A 21,870-nucleotide genomic window follows, 5' to 3' on the forward strand; every position below is an offset into this window, starting at 1 on the left:
TGTCGGACGGCGTGGCGACCGGGCGCCACGCCGTCAATGGGCAGGCCTGCGATGTTACTGTCCGTAGGGCTGCGGGGGCGGAAGGGGCTGACCACCGCCATTCGATGGCGCGCTGTTTGATACCGGCCCGCCCGAAAGGGGCGCCAGTTGCATGGGACCACCCTGATCGGCGCTGGACGAAGGAGACTGGGGGGGACGAGGGAGTGATTGTCCCTGGCTCGTCTCGTTGCGGGTGGGCTGATTATAAGCCCCTCCCATGGGGTGTGAGCTGTTTGCGGGGTCACCGAGCGGCGTAAGGCGGGTCGGCCCGGCCGAAGCACCACTGGCCGGGTTACCGCCATTTGCCGGGAGTGTGCCGGAGCGCACAGGTAACGCGGCAGAACCTTGGGATGGATCGTTCAGATCGCCCGGCTGGCTCTGGGCACTATCAGGTGTGTTCGTGCCCAGAACAGGCACGACCGGCTGCGGCAGGGGGGCGAGTGTGGGGTCGGCCTTCGGGCCGGAGCATGCAACGACCGAAATGCCGTAGAGCGCGCTCTTGTAGGCGCCAAGTGAAGGTTCCTGCGCCAGAATCCAGCCCGTGTAATGGGCACCGGGGTCCGTGTCGTCACTGGTGGTGATGAGGGCTGCCGCATTGCTCGGCAGGGTTTCGGGGCGTTCGACGCAGCGCGTGACGCCAAGATGCAGGCTGCGATATTGCGCCTGCCCGCCAACCGGAATGGTCATTGTCTCGATATGGGAGTCGGTCCGGTTGAGAACGCGGATCACGGCCTCACCGCGACCTTGCCACAGACCAGCCGGATACATCACCGGAGGCGCGACGGCTTCCGCCGCCAGAGCGGGCATGGAAGGGGCGGCCATGAGGGCAATAACAGCCAGAGGCGCGAGGCCCGAGGAACGCAGGCCGCGCTTGTGGCCCTGCGTTTGAACAAGAGCGTGTATCCCGGTGCGTTTCATAGGGCGCATTTCATGGATTGAGTTCTTCCAGCGCGTCAATCATGCCAGCCAGATGGCGGCGCATGACATCGGGGGCGACGCCCATCAGCAGGGCATCCTCGAACACGTCCTGCAGCGTCTGGCGCAGCTCGGTGTCGTTTTCACGCAGGACCTTGAGTTTCTCCACGCAGGCAATCGGGGTGCCGTTGCGGTCGGTCCAGGGTGTCGCCTCGCTCATGGGGTGGCGGCCTTGCGACTCTTGTCGAGCGAGTCCGTCACCGAGAAAATGAACTTGCTCAGAAGCTGTTCGAGGCTGATGGCCCCCTGGGTCTGCCCTACGACGGAGCCGGGTGTCAGGTTCTTTTCATCGCCGCCGGGGGAGAGAGCAATATACTTCCCTCCAAGCAAGCTGTCAGACGTCACGATGGCGGCGCTGTCGGTTGGCAGATTGATGCCATTGCGTACCGTGAAGCTGACCTGCGCACGATAGCTTTTCGGATCGACCTGCTCGGAGGTGACATGGCCCACCGTGATGCCGGCCAGACGGACATCCGACCCGACCGAAAGGCCATCGATCTGGTTGAAAACGGCCTTGAGCATATAGCCGTCGCTGCCACCCTGATGACGGCCCAGAACGGCAAGGGCAAGCAGGGCCGCCAGGATCGCAAGAACCACGAAACCGGTTGTCAGTTCGAGAAGATCGCGACGAGGGCGCACGCCAGACAGTGAACTCATGGGATTTGGCAACTCGCAGGCTTGGACCCCGGAAAGGGTGCGCTGTTGAAAGACAACCCTGCCATTCCTACAGGCTTCGCTTGCAAGCGTCCATCACCCTGCCCTGGCAGGGGGCGGGAATGTTATCCACCATATCCCCATTTTGCGGACCATTATCCCCTGTGGCTGGTGCCGAAACACCCTTTTCCCGGCCCGAGTCGATGCCTAGATTCAAGGGTATGACAACGCTTCTCCATTGGAACGGGGTGCGTATGCGCACAACGCATGTCGCTGCCGATCCGGACGATCTCGCCCTGCGCGCCGTAACCCTTCCTGCAAGCTGGGAAGACGAAGCGGCAATAGCGCTTTTGCAGCTTTCGGCATCGACTGGCGCCCTGCGCCTTTCGAGCGAGGCCGCTCGCTGGCTCGACCGGCTGACCAGCCTGCCTGCCCTGCCGGGTGATTCAGTCGGCAGTGCCGGTCTTGGAGCTGCGCTGGCAGCCGCATTGCTGGAACGACAGATGGCGCCGATGGCGCCGCTCTGGCAGGATCAGGTCGATCGTCGCAGCGGGTTCGTGGTCAATCTGGCGGCTTTTGTTCAGGAGGGCGATTTCAAAGGTGAAGCCTTTGTCACGCTTGTTCGTCTGGCCTGTAGTACCCTGCGACGCCTCCATGCGGTCAATGGCCCCATGCTCAATGGTGAATTGCCACTTTTTGATAGTCCTGCGGCCGAGACCCCCGAGCAGGAGGCTCAGGGCGGCCCCGCAGGGACGCTGCTCCTGACCAATCTGGATAGCTGTCTCGCCCTCATGGGGCTCGATTATGACAGTGAGACCGGGCGTGATGCCGCCTGCTATCTGTGCTGGCTTGCCACCTCCCTCGCGCGTCAGGGTGCAGGGCCGGTGCCGCTGCCTCCCGTCTCCTGCCCGATCCCGGGACTTGAAGTTACAGGGCGCCAGATACGCGACGAGATGGAGGACACGCTGCCCGATCTGCCCAACAGGGTGCTGATCGAGACCGGCTTCTCCCAGCCCGGCCCTGTCGATGCCCTGCTGGGTGTCGAGGCATGTGGGCTGGCTCCCATCTTCTCGCCGTTGCGTGCCGATGGAACGCTGCGTGCAAGCGCCCTGTCACGGCTGGCTCATCGCGGGTTGTCGCTGGAAGGCGCGCTCGCCCGTGCGGTGCTGGGCGATAATCCCTTGCCCCAGCCCGGACCCGATGCCCATCTTCTGATGCATCGCGCCCTGACCGGATTTGTCGATCGCATGCCTGCGCGCCCCGATCCGGCGTCGCCCCTGCCTTTGCGTGCGCGTCTGGAGCGTGGTGTGCGCCGCCCCCTGCCGGCACGTCACGGCGGGTTCACGCAGCGCAGTGCGATTGGCGGGCATCGGCTCTATCTGCGGACGGGTGAATATGAGGATGGCTCGCTGGGCGAGATCTCGCTTACGCCCGGTCGTGAGAGCGCGATGGTGCGTGGCCTGCTTGAAAGCGTCGGACAGGCCGTGACCATCGGCCTCCAGCACGGTGCCCCGCTGGCGGCGTATGTCGAGCAGTTTGCCCATACGCGCTTCGGGCCTGCCGGTACGGTCGAGGGCGATCCTGTGGCGGCTTATGCCTCATCGCTGCTTGATTATGCCTTCAGGGCGTTGTCAGATAGTTATCTGGGCAAGCGTCTGCCCGACAGTGCACCCGAAGATCCTCACGTGATCGAGGAGGATCCGATGTTGCCGCTCGATATCCCGGGTGATCTTCCGCCGCGTGAGCGTGGCAGGCTGCGACTGGTCAGCTGAGGGAGATCCCCTCAGCCCCTCTGCAAGGAGACAAGCCGATGTCACAGACCCCTGACGAAACCCCGACCGCCCGTCTGGCCGCTCTCGGGCTCGAACTGCCCAAGGCCGCAGCCCCGGTGGCAACCTATGTGCCTGTGGCACGCACGGGCTCGCTTCTGGTCGTTTCCGGCCAGCTTCCGCTTTCAGGCGGTACGCTCAAGGCCACAGGCAAGCTGGGTGAGGATGTTGCGGCCGAGCTGGGGCGTGAATGTGCCGAACTCTGCTTTCTCAACATTCTCGCACAGGTGCAGGCCGAACTGGGCGATCTGGCCCGCGTGAAGCGCATTGTGCGTCTTGGTGGGTTCATTGCCTGCACGCCTGATTTCACGCAGCACGCCACCGTCATGAATGGCGCCTCCGATCTGGCGGTTGCCGTGTTCGGTGACGCCGGGCGCCATGCCCGTTCCACCATCGGCGTACCCTCCCTGCCGCTGGATGCGCCGGTCGAGGTTGAGGCGCTGATCGAAATCGCCTGATCACCCCCTCGAAAAGCCCTGCGGGCGTGGCATTTCTGCTGCCGCGCCTGACAGCGCTTTTCGGGACTGCCCTGCGCTGGTCAATCACCCCTGACAGGCGCGCAGGATGCGCAAAGCCACGTTTTGCAGCCTGACGATGCCGGACAAGGTTGTTTTGCCTCCCGGCCCGGACCACATGCTGCCCATGACAGACTGGTCCCTGACGCTTCATGCGTCCATTGCCGAAATTGACGCCGCTCTCTGGGATCGCTGTGCCGGGGACGATAACCCCTTTCTGTCTCACGGTTTTTTCCTGACGCTTGAGGAAAGCGGCTCTGTCGGGGTCAGAACAGGGTGGCTGCCGCGTTATGCGGCGCTCAGGAATGGCGAGGCGCTGGTTGCCGTGGCTCCCCTGTTCCTCAAGGGTCACTCCTACGGAGAATATGTTTTCGACCAGAGCTGGGCGCGCGCCTATGAGCAGGCGGGAGGGGATTATTATCCCAAGCTTCAGATTGCCGTCCCGTTTTCTCCCGTCAGCGGGCCGCGTCTGCTCATCGATCCAGTCCGGCTGACCCATGATCACCTTACGGAAGGGACAGTACGCGGGGTGTTTGGCGATGCGCTGCGTCAGGCCTGTCAGGAGCTGGGTCTGTCCTCCATTCACATGACATTCTGCACCGGTCAGGAGCAGGAGGCTCTGGCCTCACATGGCTGGATGGAGCGGCTGGGCCTGCAATATCACTGGCATAACAATGGTTATCAGGATTTCGAGCAGTTTCTCGAAGCGCTGGCCTCGCGCAAACGCAAGGCGATCCGTCGTGAGCGGCGTGATGCACAGGGATGCGGGCTGGAATTTCGCACCTTGCGCGGGCCGGAAATCACCGGTCGCGACTGGGATCGGTTTTATGGATTCTATCAGGCGACCATCGACCGCAAATGGGGACAGGCCTATCTGACCCGCGCTTTCTTTTCGGGTCTGTCAGAGCGTCTGGGTGAGAAAATCGTGCTGATGCAAGCCCTGCACGAGGGCGAGCCCGTGGCAGCAGCGTTGAATCTGGCAGGGCGCGATACGCTCTATGGGCGCAACTGGGGATGCGAGGGCGAGTGGCCCTTCCTGCATTTCGAGCTGTGTTATTACCGTGCCATTGATTTTGCCATCACGCATGGCCTGTCTCGTGTCGAGGCAGGGGCGCAGGGTGAGCACAAGATCCAGCGTGGCTACCTGCCCAGCCTGACCTATTCATCCCACTTTATCCGAGATCCGGCTCTGGCGCGGGCTGTGCGGCCCTATCTTGCCGAGGAGAGACGGGCCATTCTCGAAGAGAAAGACGCACTCGCCGCTCTTTCGCCCTATCGCCATGAAAATAGTTGTTGAGAACGACTCTCACTATCATATAGGCTGACCCTGTTTCCGGGGTAATGCGGTTTTTCCCATGCCCCTCCGGCGGATTGAAATCCCGGGAGAGAACCCCCGCGATGACAATCCTTCGGGCCGTTTTTTCCATGCGCCTTTGTCTGGCTGGGGGAAATGCTCCGGTCGGGGGCGCAGTCGCAAGGGTCAGACTGAATGATCAGATATCTTTCGACCGGCGCTGCCGATCTTGCCCGCTTGCTGGCGCAAAGCCATGGCAGCCGGGGCGAGGGATCGCAGGGTGCCGCAACACACGGCCATATGGCCCAGTCCTCATTTGTCTGGGCCGAAGCCCAGATGTTTTTCGGCTTCGACAGTGCTGAGCGCAGCGAGGCATCTGCTTCGGGTGGCTCGACCCACTGGAGCGAGCGTACGGAAGGCCTCGCCATCTGAACGCGCTATTCTGGCAGGTACCGGAATGATCGGCCCTGCCAGAATGATGAATTCCCGTCCCTGATGTTTCGGCTGACCTGCCGAAAACCGGCGGGCTGGATTCAGGGATAGGGATTTCAGGGGTGGGCAGGTTCCTGCGGGGCGGTTGTCGTTGCCTGGGGTGACAGGCTCAGGCCGCTGCGATCGGGAATGGGCAGACCCTGATCAGGGTCGAGCGCAATCGTCTTGACTGTACCGTGATCGGGAAAGCTGAGGCTCAGCCGGTCATGAAGCGTCCAGGCCTCTGTCGGGATGAGACGCTCCAGACGCGACCCATCCTGCCAGGTTACACGCAGCAGCACAGGCAGAAGAAGCTTGCCCTCATTGCGCACGCCAATGGCGATGCTGCCGGGCTGCCCCTCCCTTGCGGGCTGGGTGGTTATGCCATCCAGACGGTATTGCGGCCACCAGTTCTCGAAATACCAGCCGCGCCAGAACCAGGTCAGATCCTCCCCCGCTGCGCTGGACATGAAGCGGAAGAAATCCGACGGCGTGGGGTGTTTGAAGGCCCAGGCCCGGATATAGGCCCTGAACGCCTCATCGAAGCGCTCTGGTCCGAGGATTTTTTCCCGAAGCAGCATCAGCCCGTAGGCACCTTTGAAATAGGTCACCTTGTGGCGGTATTTCTCTGGCACGAGTTCAGAGGGCATCATCAGGGTTGGCGCATCGGTGGCGGTGAGCACCGGCACGATGTCCTTCGCCGGGTCACCTGTTTCCGGGGCGAATTCCGCGTCTTTCTTGGGCGCGTATTCACCGTGGTTGAAATGCTGTGAGGCATAGGCGTCGATGAAGGTATTGAACCCCTCATCCATGAAGGCATGGCGACGCTCATTGCTGCCGACGATCATGGGGAACCAGCCGTGGCCCAACTCATGCGTGGTGATCCAGAACAGTACGTCGTTCCTGTCCTGCCAGCCATCGAACACGATGCCCGGATATTCCATTCCCGCACCATGGCCGCCGAGATTGACGGCGTTTGGCCAGGGGTAGGGGTACCATTGTGACGAGAAATACTCGATCGCGTGTTTGACATATTCCGTCGAGCGATCCCATGCCTGCGGCCCTGCGCCTTCGCGTGGATAGACGGACATGGCCAGACGCGGCTGCGGTTTCTGGCCTTTGGCAGCGGGCAGGGCAGGCAGGTCGAGTCTGGCAGCATCCCAGATGAAAACAGGCGAGGCCGCAAAGGCCACGTCGCGCGTATTTTCCATATGAAAGCGCCAGGTTTTCTCGCCCGAGCGGGCGAGGTGGCTGGCAGGGTCAAGCACATCCTGCGCCGTGCGGATGAGAACGCGCTTGTCGCTTTTGGCGGCTTCAGCCAGACGTGCCCGCTCCGTCGGGGTCAGCACGTCCTGCGGATTGGTGAGGGCGCCTGAGCCGACAACCGTAAAATTCCATGGCACGGTCACGGCGTAGTCGATGGTGCCGTATTCCAGATAGAATTCCTGCCCCAGATAAGGAAGTGTGTCCCAGCCGCGCAGATCGTCATAAACGCTCATGCGCGGATACCATTGGGCAATCTCGTAGATCTTCCCGTCCTTGACCGGGGTGACGGCCGTGCGGCCGCCCCAGAGGCCGGGAATGGTATGATGCCACGTGACATGCAGCCTAAGCTGCTTTCCGCCCGCGGCAAGAGGGGCAGGCAGGGTGATCTGCATGCGTGTGTCTGAAATGCGAAAGGAGACCGGCTTTTCATGGCCATTCTCCTCAAGGGCAACCTGCTCGATCACGAAGCCGTCCGAGCTGGCAGGATGCCAGTCGGGATAGGCCACCCATGAGCGGGAGTCCTTGCGATACATGTTCTGGTCGAGTTGCAGCCACAACACATCAAGGGCGTCGGGGCTGTTATTCGTATAGGTGATGGTTTCTGCGCCGCTCAGGGTCTGGCTGGCCGTGTCGATGCGTGACTCGATGCGATAATCGGCGCGGTTCTGCCAGTAGCCGGGGCCGGGATGACCGGAGCCGGTGCGGTTCCACAGACCCGGAGCATCGGGCAGGACCAGCGTATCGAAGACAGGACGCATGGAGAGGGGCATGGACTGGCTTGGCGCAGGTCGGGCCGCCAGCGCGGTGCCCAGACAGGACGCCACGCCAATAAGAGGGATAAGCAAGCGCATCGGGAAGAGACCTTGTCGACTGGGGATACCTGTTCCCCCAATCGTTTCACTTCCGATCTCATTAGACAAGACGGTTTTATCTGGCCTCGTGCAGCCAGTAATGCCGTATGGGTTCTTGGCGCATCAGATACAGAAAGGGCGCTTTCTCAAACTATATGTCAGTACCAGAGGTGGGTACCGCCATACAGCCAGCGAAAGCGCCCCTCAGAAGTCAGATCAGACCGCCTGCCAGTGTGGGGTATGGTGCTTGTAGGGTGTGTCGAATTCCTCGATCAGGCGGCTGAACACATGGTGATCATGCACGCTGGTCGGTGCCAGAGGCGCGAGACCCGATACGTCGCGATGGATCAGACGGTTCAGCGCGCGGTTGAACACACCCGGACCGGTCTTGTAGGCGATGAACAGGCCTGGATGGAGATAGCAGTTGCGGTAGACGTTCAGTAGGGCCTCGTTCAGCAGCGGGCTCTGTGCCACGGCACCAAAGAAGTCATTATGAACAACGTTGTTATGTGTCAGGAACAGGACATTCTGCTCGTGGCGGTCCAGCATGAATTGAAGGGCCTGCTCGTCACGGATGCGGATGTCGGCATCCAGCCACCAGCCACCGAGCGCCTGAATGACATGAACGCGCAGGATATCGGCCGCTTCAGCCGGATGACGGGCACCGAGGAAGAGCGAACGGGCTTCGACACCATAGACATCATAGAGCCACTGTTCGGCCTCCGGCTTATCCAGAATTTTGACATCAAGCCCTGAAATCTGGCGATGGAACTCGAAATTGCGCTGAATCTCCTCGGGTGGGTTCTTGTCCCAGTAGAGGAAAAGCCTGTTCGGGATGACGCGATGATCGGCGCATCCTTTGGTAAAGGGGAAGTTCGCCTGAAGCGCGAAGCCCAGATACAGGGAATCGATTTCCTCACCTGTATGAAATTCCTCGAAGGCATTGGCCGTCAGACGCATGGCCCCTGTGGGATCGCCTTCGCGCCAGGCCTTGTGAACGCTTTCGATGAAATTGGCATGAGGTATGCAAAGAGCGCGCAACTCAGCGACTTCATGCGCAGGAAGATCGCTGCCGGATTTCAGCAGGCAGAGCAGACGCGCCTGAAGCAGTGACTGGGCAAGCGGGTATTCACCGGGGCTTTTGGAATGCATGTCGAACGCGACACGATAAAAGCGTGAGGCCTCCTGAACGCGGAAGCTTGTATGCAGAATATTGGCCAGAGTGAAGGCATGCATGACAGTCTTGCAGCCATTCTGGCGATAGAAATCAATTGCCTGCCCGTCATGAGCAAAATCCGCATCGTCAAGGGAGTCCAGCCCCGTCAAGGTAGCGGACACAGGGGCGGCTTTGATCTCGGGGGTCTCGTCAGACCGTAGTTCATCCCAGGCATCGATATCGGTCGAGGCGTGGTCTGATCCCGGATTCTTGCTGTCCATTGCCCTTGAATTCCCGCTTCTGTGACAAATGCTTTGGCGATTTATCTCACATCTGTATCGCCATGTCCATTCAATGGTGAAGACAGTAAAGCAATAATCGTCGATTTATTTCTATATATATAATATATACACGATATAATAAATTTGAAATATTTGGAAACAAGAACCAAAAATTTTTATATTGATATGATATTTCGGGTCGAATGCTCGTTGTGTGTCGTGCAGTGCCCACATTCAAATAATGAACTTTCGTGTTTGCCAGGGTAACTATAAGGATTTTCTGAAATCTGTAGAAACTGTGGTGGATTCATGTCTGTATATTTATTCTGTTTTCCATGTCGGAGCCCAGGCTCTGTGGCTGATGGGGTAGCCAATGCTGTGGGCAAATCCGACTGGATCGCCTACTGAACAGGGTCATGGCATCTGCGCGGCAAAACAACAGGGTAAGGGTGGTTTTCTGGCTTCTGAGCCTGTTTGCCGTCGCAATGCGTCTTGTCGCCGGATCACCAGTCCCGGCCTTCACGTTCTCATCGGACGACCCTCAGGGTATGTTGAGTGCGCTGGAGGTCTTGTGCGACAGCACTGCGCCCGTCAGTTCTGGTGGAAAGCATCACGACACCGTGTGTGCCGATGACACGGCCTGTCTTGTCAGCGCGATGGAGTCCCATGCGCCTCTCCTGACTGCGCTTGTCCTTGTTTCTGTTCTGGCTGGACCGGGCTCGTTCCGTTGCTTCTGGTGCTTCCCACCGATACGTGGGCCACCCTGCGACGGGTTTGTGACCCGCTCGGCCCAGGGGCCCCCCTCCTTCACCTGACCCCTTTCGACTCATGATGTCCCGAGGCGCTGCTCCGCGCCCAATGACTCGTGACCTCCGTTCCCTGTCAGGTACATGGTCAATGCCCCTTATTCATCGCGCTGTCCTGCTCTGCGGCAGCACAGTCCCGGCCCTGTTTGCATGGGCCTGCGCACCCTCTTTCGCGTCCACCGTTCCGGCTACCAATCTGGAAGGGCCGGCGCGTCATCTGGTGCGCCCCCCGTCCGCACATACCCCTTCAGCCAAGTCGTCCCACAGGCCCGATCGGCTGGCGGCCTCCCGGCCCGTCAGTCCAATCACGCATGGGGAAACAAGACCCGCGCCTGAGTCCATCCTCGTCAGGGGACAGGCGCGCGGGCCTGTCACCCTTTCGCCTGTAGGCCAGACCACCTACAGCGCCGAGCGCACGGATTTTGCCAGTCATGTGGCCCAGAACGTGGCGGACATGCTGGTGACGGTGCCGGGGGCGAGCTTCCTTCAGGGGAACGGCCCGCGTGATACCGTGGTCTCCATCCGCGGGTCAGGCGCCCGTCAATCCTACGGGCTGCGCAACCTGCAAGTGTCTGAGGACGGATTTCCCGTCACCCAGCCCGATGGCACGGCGCGTGCCGATCTGATTGATCCTCATGCCTATGAGGGGGTCGATGTGTTTCAGGGGCCGGCCTCCACGCTTTACGGAAACTACGCCATCAATGGCGCAATCAATTTCCGCACGCGCAGCGGCGCGTCGATCCACGGGCTCGAACTCGGCTCGGATTTCGGCAGCTTTGGCATGTTCAACAATTACATGACGCTGGGCGCAGGCAATCGTGTCTATGACTTCATACTTTTTGCCAGCGATGTGCGCAGCGACGGATTTATTGCTAACAGCCAGTATGCAACCTCGACCGAGAACATGCGCCTGCGTGTATCGCTCTCCCCCAGCGACCGTCTTGTTTTTAAATTCATCAACAACGTGACCGATGCGTTCCTGCCGCTGCGGCTGTCACTGAACCAGTATCGACTCAATCCCTATCAGCGGGGATGCGCTACGGCTTCTGGGGCTGCTGCTGGATGCGGCACGGTTTCGCTCTATCGCAACGGTGCCTATGGCGCACAGACGGCCGTGACACCGCAACAGGCCAATCTGGGGCGCTTCGACCGGCGCAGTATCGTTGGGCTGCGATGGGAGCATGATTTCACGCCGCGCATGGTCTGGCGCACCCAGTTCACCTATGACCAGCGCCATGTCGAGCAGCCGACTTCAACCACAGCCTTTGTGGGGCCTTTCAACTCCTACAATGTTCAGACGGATCTCACCCGTCGCGACACGCTCGGTAAAACGCCCCTTACCAGCTTTGTCGGAGCGAATTTCGACTACATGGATTACGGCTATCAGGTTTATGCCCTGTTGCCGCAGGCGGGGGCCACGCGGGGCAGCGAGACATCGACCTCTTATGGCCATCAGTGGAATATCGGCCTGCGTTTTGAGGAAGACTGGCAGTTTGCGCCCAGATGGCATGCGGTGATCGGGCTTGGTGGCACGCAATCCGATATTGGAGCGGTGCAGACCGTCTACAGCCGCAGCGCTACCGCCACGCGAGCGCAATACATCACGGCCAACCGGCGCTTCTTCAACCTTGCCCCTGAGGCCTCGGTCGTCTTCACCCCCGACAAGGCCTGGACCTGGCATGCGCGGCTCGGCACGGCCTATGCCACGCCGGGCTATTCCAGCTTCTTCGTCACGCCGCAGGGCAATTACGGCAACAACACCCAGCTCAAGAGCCAGAGCAGCCTCGGGATCGATCTGGGCACGGCATGGCACCCGTCGCCGGATGTGGATATCCAGGCGACCGGATTTTATGAATTCTACAGGAACGAGCTGGTCAGCCAGTCGGCAGGGGTGAATACCCAGGCAGGCAGCTATACCTTCAATGCGCCGGCCTCGCAGCATCGTGGCGTGGAACTCGCCGCTACATGGCAGGCCCTCCCGCACAGCCTGCCGGGGGCGAAGCTGCGCCTGTCCTATACCTATGACAACCAGATCTACACGAACTATACCGAGATCCTGTCAAACAGTACGCTGTCGCGCAGCTTTTCGCGCAACGGGAATCTGATCCCCGGGGTCATGCCGCATTTCCTGAATGGGCGTGTGCTCTATGATCAGCCTTCAGGGCCGTTCGAGGGGCTTGGCGGATTTGCCGAAGTGACATGGCGCAGTGCCTTTTTTATCGACAATGCCAATCTGCTCAAAGTCCCCGGATATGGTCTGCTCAATCTGGAGGTGCATTACGACCCACCCGCAAGGCTGGGTTGGGTGCATCGTCTGTACAGCTATTTCGAGGTGCAGAATGTCGCCAATACTGTCTATGCCGCAGGGGCGACGACCATCAGCGACAGCCTGCTCGCCAATGGGCAGCAGGCTGGAGCCTCCGTATTGGCTGCAAAGACAGGCTCGATCTATGCGGGCAGCCCACGTGCCTTTTTTGGCGGCGTGCGGGTACGGTTCTGAGGAATGACCATGACGCAGAATTCCCGCACCCCTCGTTCTATTTATACTCGTCCGGTCTGGCCCGATCGGGCCATGCTCTGGCGCTGGCATTTTTTTGCTGGGCTGTTTTGCCTGCCTTTCGTGATCATGCTCTGCGTGACCGGCTCACTCTATCTGTTCAAACCCCAGATCGAGACCTGGCTCGACCGCCATATCGATCACGCTGTTACGTCTGGGATGCCACAGACCGTGAGCGCTCAGCGTGATGCTGCCCTGGCCGCCGTGCCGGGAGGGCATTTCCTCGCACTGGAGATGCCGTTCCGCAAAACTCAGGCCACGCGTATCTTGGTGGCTCATGGCACAGATGTCGCACGTGTCTATATCGACCCTGTTACGCTCAGGGTTATGGCCCAGCGCGACGAGCAGACGCGTTTCGAGCGGCTGGTGTTCCGGCTGCACGGGCAATTGCTGATCGGCAACTGGGGTTCCGTCATCATGGAAATGGTCGCGTCCTGGACACTGGTTCTGATCGTGACCGGGCTCCTGCTCTGGTGGCCGCGAAAGGCGGGTGCGGGCGGTACCATCCTGCCAAGGTTGGGCGCGAAAAATCGCCTGTTCTGGCGCGACATCCATGCTGTCGGGGGGATGTGGATCTCGCTCGTTCTTGTGCTGTTTCTGGTGTCGGGTCTGCCCTGGTCCTTCGTCTGGGGCTCGGCCTTCGCTGCGGTCGAAAGCCGTCTCGGCAGGCTGGTTGCCGTCCAGGACTGGGAGATCGGGGCGGCACCTATCGCTGCGACCCTTTCAGGCCATGCCACCATGCCTGGTATGTCGGACGCCGAGATGGCGGGTATGGCGATGGACACCGCGCCTCAGACCATGTCGCCGCAGGCGGGGCTGGACGCTGTGTATGAAACGGCGCGCCAGCTTGCTTTCCCTGCGCCAACTCTCATCACCCCGCCAGCCAGTGCCAGGGACGTATGGCACATACGCTCCGATGCCCAGAACCGCCCGAAGCGGGTCGTGGCCAGCGTGACAGCGCAAGGGGAAGTCACTCATGTCACCCGTTTTGCCGATAAGGGGCTGTCCGACCGGTTGATCGGCTACGGCGTCGCCTTCCACGAGGGGCATCTGTTCGGGGTCTTGAATCTGCTCCTGAACCTCATTGTCGCGCTCTTGCTCACCCTCGCCTCGGTGGCAGCGCTTATACTCTGGCTCAGGCGCCGCCGACCGGGCCATCTCGATGCCCCGCAAAGTTCGCCGCGGCCCATTGGCTGGGGTGCGTTGGCGGTCATGGGGGTTATGGGAATTCTTCTACCCGAGCTCGGTGCCTCGTTGCTGCTGCTGGCATTGGCGGGGCGGTTTCTGGGCAGGCAATTTTCAGCGCTTCGCTAGATAGGGCGCGAGATTATGAGCCACCGTGGCGGGGCTCGAATCAGCCGGCAGGATGGCCTGCAGGTGATTCTGGCCATCCATCAGATAGAGCACGGAGGAATGGTCGATCCGGTAATCCCCCATTCCCTCGCCGCCCCTGTCATGGCCTGCCATGGGGTCCACGGTCACATGGGACGTCACATGAAAGGCCTTGGCGACAGCATCGATCTGGGCGGCTGTGCCCGTCAGACCGATGATCTCGGGTGAGAAGCGCCGCGTATAGACCCCGATATCCTCGGGGCGGTCGCGCTCCGGATCGAGTGTGATGAAAAGCGGGACGGGGCGCTGTGTTCCGGGCGGAAGCAGCGTATAGGCCTGCGCCACTGTTGCGAGCGTCAACGGGCAGACGTCCAGGCAGTGTGTATAGCCGAAATAGATGAGAGTCTGACGCCCGGCGAAACGCGCCTGAGTGGTTGGGTGATTGGCGCTGTCGATCAGGCTATAGGGCCCGCCAATTTGTGTTGTGTGCCGATGGGCAGTCAGGGCCTGCCACCCGATGGCCCCGGCAAACAGCCCGGCAATGATCAGCGTGGGCATGGCCCAGAGGCGTAATGCCGCCCGCCGGGAGCCGGGTTGTTTTGAGCGGGCTGGTCTGGGGGCGGAGCGTTTTCGGGTCATGCGCGTCTCCCTGATGGAAGAGGCGGGGCTCTGCCCCGCTCCCCGGAAAGGGGCGAACCCCTTTCATCCCCGCATAAAGGGTTGCCAGAGGGGCCAGCCCTCCAGCGGTTTGCAGGGCTGGGCCCTGCGTGCCCTTTTTAGTAGCGGTATTCTTCGTGCTTGAACGGACCGGCAACCGGCACGCCGATGTAATCGGCCTGCTTGTCGCTCATCTTGCTCAGCTCGGCGCCGACCTTGGCGAGATGCAGCGCGGCTACCTTCTCGTCCAGCTTCTTCGGCAGGGTGTAGACCTTGACGTCGTACTGGCCCGGCTTTGCCGTCCAGAGTTCGATCTGCGCCAGCGTCTGGTTGGTGAAGGAGGCCGACATCACGAAGGAGGGGTGACCCGTGGCATTGCCGAGGTTCACGAGGCGGCCTTCAGACAGCAGGATGATGCGCTTGCCGTCGGGGAACTCGATCTCGTCCACCTGCGGCTTGACGTTGTCCCACTTGTAGTTGCGCAGCGCCTCGACTTGAATTTCGCTGTCGAAATGCCCGATATTGCACACGATGGCGCGGTGCTTCATCTCGCGCATATGCTCGACGGTGATGATGTCGACATTGCCTGTGCAGGTCACGAAGATATCGCCACGCGGTGCGGCGGCTTCCATCGTCACGACCTCATAGCCTTCCATCGCGGCCTGAAGGGCGCAGATCGGATCGACTTCGGTCACGAGCACGCGGCAGCCTGCATTGCGCAGCGAGGCGGCTGAGCCCTTGCCCACGTCGCCGTAACCGGCAACCACGGCAACCTTGCCCGCCATCATGACGTCGGTGCCGCGGCGGATCGCGTCCACCAGGCTCTCGCGGCAGCCATAGAGATTGTCGAATTTCGACTTGGTGACGCTGTCATTCACGTTGATGGCCGGAACCTTCAGCGTGCCCTTCTTCGCCATTTCCCACAGGCGATGCACGCCCGTGGTCGTCTCTTCGGACAGGCCGCGCACGTCGTTCAGCATCTCGGGGTACTTGTCGTGCATGAGCACGGTGAGGTCGCCGCCGTCATCGAGGATCATGTTCGGTGTCCAGCCATCGGGACCCTTGATGGTCTGCTCGATGCACCACCAGAATTCTTCTTCGCTCAGGCCCTTCCAGGCGAAAACCGGCACGCCGGTCGCGGCGATGGCAGCAGCAGCCTGGTCCTGGGTCGAGAAGATGTTGCAGGACGACCAGCGCACGGTCGCGCCCAGAGCCGTCAGCGTCTCGATCAGCACGGCGGTCTGGATGGTCATGTGCAGACAGCCCGCAATGCGCGCGCCCTTGAGCGGCTGGCTGGCGCCGTATTCCTCGCGGAGCGCCATCAGGCCGGGCATTTCGCCCTCGGCAATGGAGATTTCCTTGCGGCCCCATTCGGCCAGGGCGATGTCGCGCACCTTGTAATCGGTCATTCTGAAACCCTTGTTTCTCTGGTGAGGGGCATTTGTATAGAGCGAGTTCCTGCTTTGGGCCAGCGCGCATGAAAAAAGGCGCCCGATCCACTCAGGATCGAGCGCCTTCTGCCGATGCGCCAACGGCAGGGCCGTTGGAGACAAACCTTACTGCTGGGCCGATTTGTCTGACATCTTCATGCTTTTCATGCTGTGCTTGTGTTTGGAGGCCTTCTCATGCTGGGGCGATGAGATGGGCATTTTCTCCGAGGTCTGACCCGTCGGCGTTGCCGTGCCCATGGGCGCGCTCGGCGCCTTGGGGTCGGGCTGCTCGTTCATCTGGTTCTTGAACGTCTTGTTCTGCTCGGTCGGGTTGTGGATCTGGGTCGACTGGTTCTTGAGCGTCTCTGCCTTCTGGGCCGAGGGTGCCTGCTCGCTGTCAGTGGCCGTGGTGGCCTGTGCGAATGCAGGGGCCGGGGTCAGAGCGGGGGCTGCAAGCAGGGCAGAGACGGCCAGAGCGGCTTTGAATACATGTTTCATGACAGGCTCCTGTCGAAAAACGGGGTAACGATGTCAGGCTTGATTGTTCGTTTTGCGGGACATCTTGATGAACTGGTAACAAACCGGCGGCGTTCCGGTTTCCTTGCGGCTACATTAAGCTTTGAAAGCGGTTGCCTGGGCTCCTCACCCATGCGAGACAGCGAACAGCGTTCGCCCAGAACAAAGATTTCCTCAGGATGGAGGATGGCATGTCCAACACACGCTCACAGATGCCGTTCTCCGTTGTGGCGGGCCAGGATATGAAGCCGTCAGGCGCGCTGCCCCATGGCATTGCCAATGGGCTGGTATGGGCCGTAAGGGCCCGACCGGGTGAGGACCCCTCGCCACTTGAGCCGCATGAAATCGAGAGCCTGCTCAACGACCGTACGCCGCCCTCGAATTATCCGAAACCCTCGGAAAGCTGGGCGTGGCTCCATTTCGATACGGTGCACAGCTCGGCCAGACAGCATGTGGCGACCCTGCCCTGCCTGCCTGAGGATGTCAGTGCCATGCTGGCCGAGACAGAATATGGCGTCATGCTGGAAGCCATGCCCGGCCTTGTCTGGGGGGCCTTGCCTGCGTTTGACGATGCCGTTTCGGAGGAAGATCGCGATATCTGCGCCTGGCGCTTTGCCATGCGCCCGGATCTTCTCATCACCACGCGGCGTAACCCCATCCCCGTGCTCGGCGCGGCCTTTCGCACCCTTCGTGCGGACTCCATTCCCCGCAGCCCTGCGGGTGTGATCGACCGCGCCCTTCGTGAATTTACCGGCAGTGTGCGCCGCCAGATCGGCAAGCTGGATGACGAACTGGACCGCGCCGAGGATGCGCTGCTGCTGATCGAGCGCCGCACCGATCTGGGTCATCTTGGCGGTATTGTGGGTAAGGGCCGACGCCGTGCCACCGAATTGCGGCGTGTGGTTACCCCCATCGATCGCGTATTGCGCGACGAGGATCTCGAACTGCCTGAATGGGCCGAGGACGAATTGCGCGACCGCACCGAACGTCAGGTTCACGCCGCGCTCGATGACATGATCGCCCTTCTCGATCGTGCCCGCTCGTTGCAGGATGAACTCGGGTCGTCACAGGCGGAAGAAACCAACAGGCGTCTTTATATCCTGACGGCGGCCACCATCCTCATGTTTCCGGCAACGCTGGTGACCGGGTTCTTTGGCATGAACACAGGCGGGATGTATCTGGCCAGCGGTGCCTATGGCACGCTCGAAGCCGGAGCCGTGTGCTTTATCGCCATGATCCTGACCTGGGTGTTCCTGAAACTCGCCCGCTTGCTCTGATAGCCTTGCCTCACAATTCTGAAAGACGGCGTTACTCCCGCGTCCTACCCTCGCAGACAGGTTTCCAAAGGACGACCGTCCTTTGGTGGGGTGTGGGGCGACGCCCCATACACACTATTCCGAGTGTTTGTTGATTATGGTGTTTCCTTGCCTTTGAGCTCGCTCAGGCGCTGAAGCGTTGCCAGAAGAACGCGTGGTGCGCCGCGACAGCCGTCATGGCCCTCCTCACGTATGACGCTCGCCATCGCTTCCATCAGACGATAGGCGGCGCCGTCACCGTTGAAGATACTGTCCTCGATGGCCTCCAGATCCAGGGTGAGGGTTGTGCGCCCCTTGTCGCGTTCCTCAATGAAGCGGTCGAGGGCGTCAGTGAACCACGGATCGGAGGCCCAGTGGTACCCGGATGGCTCGTCAATCATGGTGATCTCCTTCAGGCCGTGTTCCGTCAGGCGTTGCTCCATCAGGCGGTGTTCTGCCCGTTCAGGCGTCACCGCCGATGTGATGGGTACCGCGGGCACGGGCAAGATCTTCCTGATGCTGGCGCGCAGCATAACGTGCGCGCTGTTCATCGGTACGTTCGGCCGCGCAGGCAGGACACTGGATTCCGTCAATGAACAGCGGTGATGTCTTGTCCTGTGCCGATACCGGGCGACGGCAGGCGTGGCACAGATCATAGGCACCGGGTTCCAGCCCGTGGCGCACGGTCACGCGCTGGTCGAACACGAAACACTCGCCTTCCCACAGGCTCTCAGCTTCGGGCACATCTTCCAGATATTTCAGGATGCCGCCCTTGAGGTGATAGACATCCTCAACCCCTTCGGAGAGGGCGAAGGCCGTCGATTTTTCGCAGCGTATGCCGCCTGTGCAGAACATGGCGATTTTAGGTTTACGCCCTTCGGCTTCCAGCGCAGCGCGGCGGGCACGAAACCAGTCGGGAAATTCACGAAAGCTCTGAATGTCGGGATCGATGGCCCCCTTGAAGGTGCCTACTGCCACTTCATAGTCGTTTCGCGTGTCGATGAGGATGGTATCGGGATCAGAGATCAGCGCGTTCCACTCGGTGGCGGGGACGTAGCGCCCCACACCGGCCAGCGGGTCGATATCGGGCTGACCCATTGTGACGATTTCGCGCTTGAGACGCACCTTCATGCGGTTGAACGGCATGGTGTCGTCCCAGGAGAGTTTCCACTCCAGCGCATCGCAGCCGGGAAGGCTGCGAATATGGGCCAGTATGGACTCGATGCCCTCGGCACTGCCTGCAATGGTGCCGTTTATCCCTTCGCGTGCCAGAAGCAGCGTCCCCCTTATGCCGTGATGCAGGCAGGCCTCAAGCAGCGATGCCCGCAGAGCGGCAGGATCGGCAAAGGGGGTGAAGCGATAAAGGGCGGCGATGCAGACCGGCGGCTGCGACATGATGACTGTCCCTGAAACCTTGAAAATGATGTTGCCGGTTGCATAGCGCAGGTCGGGCCGCAACGCCTATCAAGAATGGCCGAGCATGACTGACTCGGTCTGGTTTCATGTCACACCATGTCAATCCTGATTGCACTTGGCAGAGCGGAGAGAGTAATACCCAGAATGTGGTTGCCTTGCATGTCTCTTTAGGTGCCATCACTGGGAGGCAAAGACTGTGGCGACAACATCGGCAACTGTGCTGAGTGGCGGTGATTGGTCTGCGATCAATCGTGACGGCGTCACCTGGTATGTGAGCAACAGCGTTTCCGCCACCGGGGCTGTTGTGTTGTCGAATGTGAACAGTCTGACAATCTCCAAGGGAGCGGTTGTCTCCGGAGCCCTGCTCTCGGGTGGTATCCCCACAGTGTCGGTACTGAATGGTGGTGCCATGATCTCGTCAACAGAGGTCAATGGCTATCTGCGTGTTGCCAGTGGCGGCATCATTACAGGAAATACGCTCAACTCCGACGAGGTCACCCTGTCTGCCGGGGCCAGCTCGATAGGGGATGTGTTTTTCAATAGTGGTTCCGTGGCAGACGGGAACGCCTATGTCTATGTGTCTTCCGGTGCCAGTCTGCTGGACGCGACCATGACCAATGGGGCGAAATCCGGATTGGTTGCCTATGCCTATTCGGGTGCCACGGTCTCAGGGCTTACGCTCGGCTCCGGAGCCTCTGCCTATCTCTCGTCCGGGGCCATTGTGGCGAATGTCGATACCGGCGCAGGCAGTGTGTTGTCGATGGCGACGGCCTATGGCAGTGGAAGCGCCGCCGTTGTGCCACCGACACAGGGCGCCACGGTGCTCAGGGGGGGCACCTGGTCGGCTGTGTTGTCGAACAACATCACCTATTATGTGAGCGGTTCTGTTTCGGCGACCGGACGGGTGATCCTGTCAGGCATTTCGACGCTCACAATATCGAGCGGCGCGGTCGTCTCTGGGGCCACGATCAGCGGCAGTGTGGCGACCGTGTCGGTCATGAATGGCGGCGTCATGCAGAACACGCTGCTGCTCAATGGCTATGTTTCGGCCATGAATGGTGCCACGCTTTCGGCCAATGTGCTGAACTCAGATGTCGTCTATCTGTATTCGGGCGCTCGCTCGATCAGTGACACTTATATCAATAGCGGATCTGGCACAGATGGTTACTCTGATGCCTATGTCTACAGCGGCGCCAGTATCGATGCACCGTATATCGGAGCCGCGACCAATGGTAACTTCACGGTATCAGTCTACTCGGGTGCATCAATCAGTGATCCAACCCTGATTCAGAATGGCGGTCAGCTTTATGTCTCGGGGGGGGGCTTGACCACCACCGAGCCTGCCCCCTGTTTTCTGGCGGGTACACTCATCGAGACGCAGAGCGGCGCTGTGCCGATAGAAGACATTGGCATCGGTGATCACGTCATGGCGTATCAGGGCGATACCTGCACCCCACGTAGCGTGATCTGGGCCGGACGCACCCATGCAGTGATTGATGCAGGCAAGTCGGATGATCTGTCGGGCTATCCGGTCCGCGTGGTCAGGGATGCGCTTGGTGAGAGCATGCCCTTCAAGGATCTGCTGATTACCGCCGAGCATTGTCTGTTGCTGGATGGTGCCTTCATTCCCGTACGCATGCTCGTGAATGGAAGGTCTATCCATTATGACAAGACAGTCATCGAGTATGACTATTTCCACATCGAGACTGAGGACCATGCGGTTATCATGTCTGACGGTGTCCTGAGCGAGAGTTATCTGGATACCGGCGATCGTCGGCGTTTTCGACAGGCAGGCAAGATTCATGTGCTGGGTGGTCGTACACTCACATGGCAGGATTCTGCCGCTGCTCCTCTGATCACAGCGCGCGATTTCGTGGAACCAGTTCACGAGCGTCTTTTGCGCAGGGCCGAGGCGTTTTCTCTCGGGCTCGAGGCCCCGGAGCATGTGCTCACGACCCATGACCCTGAACTGCATATTGTGACAGAAGCAGGTGAATGGATTGCCGAGCACCGGAGCCAGGGTGGACAATATGTCTTTGCCCTGCCGGAAGAGGCACAGAACGTGCGTATCGTCTCGAACAGGAGTCGACCGAGTGATACCATTGGCCCTTATGTCGATGACCGACGCACGCTGGGTGTGCTGGTAAGTGATATCAGGATCTATGACAGTTGGGGGACAATTGAAGTGCCGGAGGTTCTGGCGAACGGCGATGTCGAGGGCTGGAAGCCTTTGGAAACATGCGGACGGCGCTGGACCGACGGCAATGCCCGTTTGTCCCTCCCTGAGCGGCGTCCTGGCGGTATCGCGCTTCTTGCCCTGCGGGTTGATGCCGCCGGACCCTACGTAGCGCATCCCGATTCAGTTATGATCTGCGAGAGCATCGGGCAGCAGGAAAAACTGGTGTCGGTTTCTGCACGCGAGGCATGTCCCTCGCGCCTTTATGGCTGAACAGCCTCATATCAGAGCCCTCATCATCATGCGCGGCTTTTTGCCCAAGGCGATCATAGGCCCCTCGATGGCTGCCCGGCA

At 60.5% G+C, this 21,870-nt stretch carries 19 protein-coding genes; 9 read left to right on the forward strand and 10 right to left on the reverse strand.

The annotated features are described in order from the left end of the window. Positions 1-54: 54 nt before the first annotated feature. The 3 genes from ACWNRM_RS10530 to mlaD are packed head-to-tail and all read right to left on the reverse strand — an operon-like array spanning position 55 to position 1,671. Positions 55-957, reverse strand: a complete 903-nt coding sequence (locus ACWNRM_RS10530; RefSeq protein ID WP_485170745.1) for a DUF2155 domain-containing protein — start codon at positions 955-957, stop codon at positions 55-57. A 10-nt stretch (positions 958-967) separates the two neighbouring features. After that, a complete protein-coding gene (locus ACWNRM_RS10535; protein ID WP_062165560.1) occupies positions 968-1,174 on the reverse strand; it encodes a hypothetical protein in 207 nt (68 codons plus the stop codon). Further along, entirely contained in the window at positions 1,171-1,671 is a 501-nt protein-coding gene (gene mlaD, locus ACWNRM_RS10540; protein WP_023978262.1) for an outer membrane lipid asymmetry maintenance protein MlaD, read from the reverse strand. Before mlaD ends, ACWNRM_RS10535 begins: the two co-directional genes overlap by 4 nt. A gap of 218 nt (positions 1,672-1,889) precedes the next feature. Here mlaD and ACWNRM_RS10545 point away from each other — a divergent pair, with 218 nt between their 5' ends. From ACWNRM_RS10545 to ACWNRM_RS10560, 4 genes are all read left to right on the forward strand, one after another. Further along, positions 1,890-3,440: a TSCPD domain-containing protein gene (locus tag ACWNRM_RS10545; protein ID WP_485170746.1), complete on the forward strand. Its 1,551-nt coding sequence runs from the start codon at positions 1,890-1,892 to the stop codon at positions 3,438-3,440. A 38-nt stretch (positions 3,441-3,478) separates the two neighbouring features. Then, positions 3,479-3,955, forward strand: a complete 477-nt coding sequence (locus tag ACWNRM_RS10550) for a RidA family protein (protein WP_122038358.1) — start codon at positions 3,479-3,481, stop codon at positions 3,953-3,955. Positions 3,956-4,139: 184 nt separating this feature from the next. Then, positions 4,140-5,309 (forward strand): GNAT family N-acetyltransferase, encoded by a 1,170-nt coding sequence (locus tag ACWNRM_RS10555; RefSeq protein ID WP_485170811.1) that lies wholly within the window; start codon positions 4,140-4,142, stop codon positions 5,307-5,309. Between the two features lie 192 nt (positions 5,310-5,501). Further along, positions 5,502-5,738 carry a hypothetical protein gene (locus ACWNRM_RS10560; RefSeq protein ID WP_485170747.1) on the forward strand — a complete coding sequence of 79 codons (237 nt, stop codon included), beginning with the start codon at positions 5,502-5,504 and terminating at the stop codon, positions 5,736-5,738. Positions 5,739-5,854: 116 nt separating this feature from the next. On the opposite strand, the gene ACWNRM_RS10565 is transcribed toward ACWNRM_RS10560, so the two are convergent. Further along, positions 5,855-7,894: a M1 family metallopeptidase gene (locus tag ACWNRM_RS10565; protein ID WP_485170748.1), complete on the reverse strand. Its 2,040-nt coding sequence runs from the start codon at positions 7,892-7,894 to the stop codon at positions 5,855-5,857. 216 nt (positions 7,895-8,110) lie between these two features. Then, positions 8,111-9,331, reverse strand: a complete 1,221-nt coding sequence (locus ACWNRM_RS10570; protein WP_485170749.1) for a glycosyltransferase family 32 protein — start codon at positions 9,329-9,331, stop codon at positions 8,111-8,113. A 416-nt stretch (positions 9,332-9,747) separates the two neighbouring features. Between ACWNRM_RS10570 and ACWNRM_RS10575 the strand changes: the two genes are divergently transcribed. From ACWNRM_RS10575 to ACWNRM_RS10585, 3 genes are all read left to right on the forward strand, one after another. Continuing rightward, positions 9,748-10,146 (forward strand): hypothetical protein, encoded by a 399-nt coding sequence (locus ACWNRM_RS10575; protein WP_485170750.1) that lies wholly within the window; start codon positions 9,748-9,750, stop codon positions 10,144-10,146. A gap of 82 nt (positions 10,147-10,228) precedes the next feature. After that, positions 10,229-12,637: a TonB-dependent receptor family protein gene (locus ACWNRM_RS10580; protein ID WP_485170751.1), complete on the forward strand. Its 2,409-nt coding sequence runs from the start codon at positions 10,229-10,231 to the stop codon at positions 12,635-12,637. A 9-nt stretch (positions 12,638-12,646) separates the two neighbouring features. Further along, positions 12,647-14,008 carry a PepSY-associated TM helix domain-containing protein gene (locus tag ACWNRM_RS10585; protein WP_485170752.1) on the forward strand — a complete coding sequence of 454 codons (1,362 nt, stop codon included), beginning with the start codon at positions 12,647-12,649 and terminating at the stop codon, positions 14,006-14,008. Here the strand turns inward: ACWNRM_RS10585 and ACWNRM_RS10590 are convergent. The 3 genes from ACWNRM_RS10590 to ACWNRM_RS10600 form a co-directional block, all read right to left on the reverse strand. After that, positions 13,994-14,665 carry an SCO family protein gene (locus ACWNRM_RS10590; RefSeq protein WP_485170753.1) on the reverse strand — a complete coding sequence of 224 codons (672 nt, stop codon included), beginning with the start codon at positions 14,663-14,665 and terminating at the stop codon, positions 13,994-13,996. The two genes, ACWNRM_RS10585 and ACWNRM_RS10590, sit on opposite strands and share 15 nt — an antisense overlap. Positions 14,666-14,802: 137 nt before the next feature. Next, on the reverse strand, positions 14,803-16,092 hold the full coding sequence (gene ahcY, locus ACWNRM_RS10595; RefSeq protein ID WP_062165552.1) for an adenosylhomocysteinase: 1,290 nt from the start codon (positions 16,090-16,092) through the stop codon (positions 14,803-14,805). 147 nt (positions 16,093-16,239) lie between these two features. Beyond that, positions 16,240-16,611: a hypothetical protein gene (locus ACWNRM_RS10600; RefSeq protein ID WP_485170754.1), complete on the reverse strand. Its 372-nt coding sequence runs from the start codon at positions 16,609-16,611 to the stop codon at positions 16,240-16,242. A 209-nt stretch (positions 16,612-16,820) separates the two neighbouring features. On the opposite strand from ACWNRM_RS10600, the gene ACWNRM_RS10605 reads away from it, so the two are divergent. Next, the gene (locus ACWNRM_RS10605) at positions 16,821-17,906 is read left to right on the forward strand and encodes a CorA family divalent cation transporter (protein ID WP_485170755.1); all 1,086 of its coding nucleotides are present in this window, start codon (positions 16,821-16,823) and stop codon (positions 17,904-17,906) included. A 134-nt stretch (positions 17,907-18,040) separates the two neighbouring features. On the opposite strand, the gene ACWNRM_RS10610 is transcribed toward ACWNRM_RS10605, so the two are convergent. Both ACWNRM_RS10610 and trhO read right to left on the reverse strand, forming a co-directional pair. Beyond that, positions 18,041-18,424 carry a hypothetical protein gene (locus ACWNRM_RS10610; RefSeq protein WP_485170756.1) on the reverse strand — a complete coding sequence of 128 codons (384 nt, stop codon included), beginning with the start codon at positions 18,422-18,424 and terminating at the stop codon, positions 18,041-18,043. Next, a complete protein-coding gene (gene trhO / locus ACWNRM_RS10615; RefSeq protein ID WP_485170757.1) occupies positions 18,387-19,319 on the reverse strand; it encodes an oxygen-dependent tRNA uridine(34) hydroxylase TrhO in 933 nt (310 codons plus the stop codon). The genes ACWNRM_RS10610 and trhO overlap by 38 nt, the downstream gene beginning before the upstream one ends. Positions 19,320-19,536: 217 nt before the next feature. Here trhO and ACWNRM_RS10620 point away from each other — a divergent pair, with 217 nt between their 5' ends. Then, positions 19,537-21,789: a Hint domain-containing protein gene (locus ACWNRM_RS10620; protein ID WP_485170758.1), complete on the forward strand. Its 2,253-nt coding sequence runs from the start codon at positions 19,537-19,539 to the stop codon at positions 21,787-21,789. Positions 21,790-21,870 lie beyond the last annotated feature (81 nt).

Source organism: Asaia sp. A2, from assembly GCF_057319415.1.

Coding starts and splice junctions, on each gene's coding strand:
- ACWNRM_RS10530 (WP_485170745.1), bottom strand. CDS start 957: ATGAAACGCACCGGGATACACGCTCTTGTTCAAACGCAGGGCCACAAG.
- ACWNRM_RS10535 (WP_062165560.1), bottom strand. CDS start 1,174: ATGAGCGAGGCGACACCCTGGACCGACCGCAACGGCACCCCGATTGCC.
- mlaD (WP_023978262.1), bottom strand. CDS start 1,671: ATGAGTTCACTGTCTGGCGTGCGCCCTCGTCGCGATCTTCTCGAACTG.
- ACWNRM_RS10545 (WP_485170746.1), top strand. CDS start 1,890: ATGACAACGCTTCTCCATTGGAACGGGGTGCGTATGCGCACAACGCAT.
- ACWNRM_RS10550 (WP_122038358.1), top strand. CDS start 3,479: ATGTCACAGACCCCTGACGAAACCCCGACCGCCCGTCTGGCCGCTCTC.
- ACWNRM_RS10555 (WP_485170811.1), top strand. CDS start 4,140: ATGACAGACTGGTCCCTGACGCTTCATGCGTCCATTGCCGAAATTGAC.
- ACWNRM_RS10560 (WP_485170747.1), top strand. CDS start 5,502: ATGATCAGATATCTTTCGACCGGCGCTGCCGATCTTGCCCGCTTGCTG.
- ACWNRM_RS10565 (WP_485170748.1), bottom strand. CDS start 7,894: ATGCGCTTGCTTATCCCTCTTATTGGCGTGGCGTCCTGTCTGGGCACC.
- ACWNRM_RS10570 (WP_485170749.1), bottom strand. CDS start 9,331: ATGGACAGCAAGAATCCGGGATCAGACCACGCCTCGACCGATATCGAT.
- ACWNRM_RS10575 (WP_485170750.1), top strand. CDS start 9,748: ATGGCATCTGCGCGGCAAAACAACAGGGTAAGGGTGGTTTTCTGGCTT.
- ACWNRM_RS10580 (WP_485170751.1), top strand. CDS start 10,229: ATGCCCCTTATTCATCGCGCTGTCCTGCTCTGCGGCAGCACAGTCCCG.
- ACWNRM_RS10585 (WP_485170752.1), top strand. CDS start 12,647: ATGACGCAGAATTCCCGCACCCCTCGTTCTATTTATACTCGTCCGGTC.
- ACWNRM_RS10590 (WP_485170753.1), bottom strand. CDS start 14,665: ATGACCCGAAAACGCTCCGCCCCCAGACCAGCCCGCTCAAAACAACCC.
- ahcY (WP_062165552.1), bottom strand. CDS start 16,092: ATGACCGATTACAAGGTGCGCGACATCGCCCTGGCCGAATGGGGCCGC.
- ACWNRM_RS10600 (WP_485170754.1), bottom strand. CDS start 16,611: ATGAAACATGTATTCAAAGCCGCTCTGGCCGTCTCTGCCCTGCTTGCA.
- ACWNRM_RS10605 (WP_485170755.1), top strand. CDS start 16,821: ATGTCCAACACACGCTCACAGATGCCGTTCTCCGTTGTGGCGGGCCAG.
- trhO (WP_485170757.1), bottom strand. CDS start 19,319: ATGTCGCAGCCGCCGGTCTGCATCGCCGCCCTTTATCGCTTCACCCCC.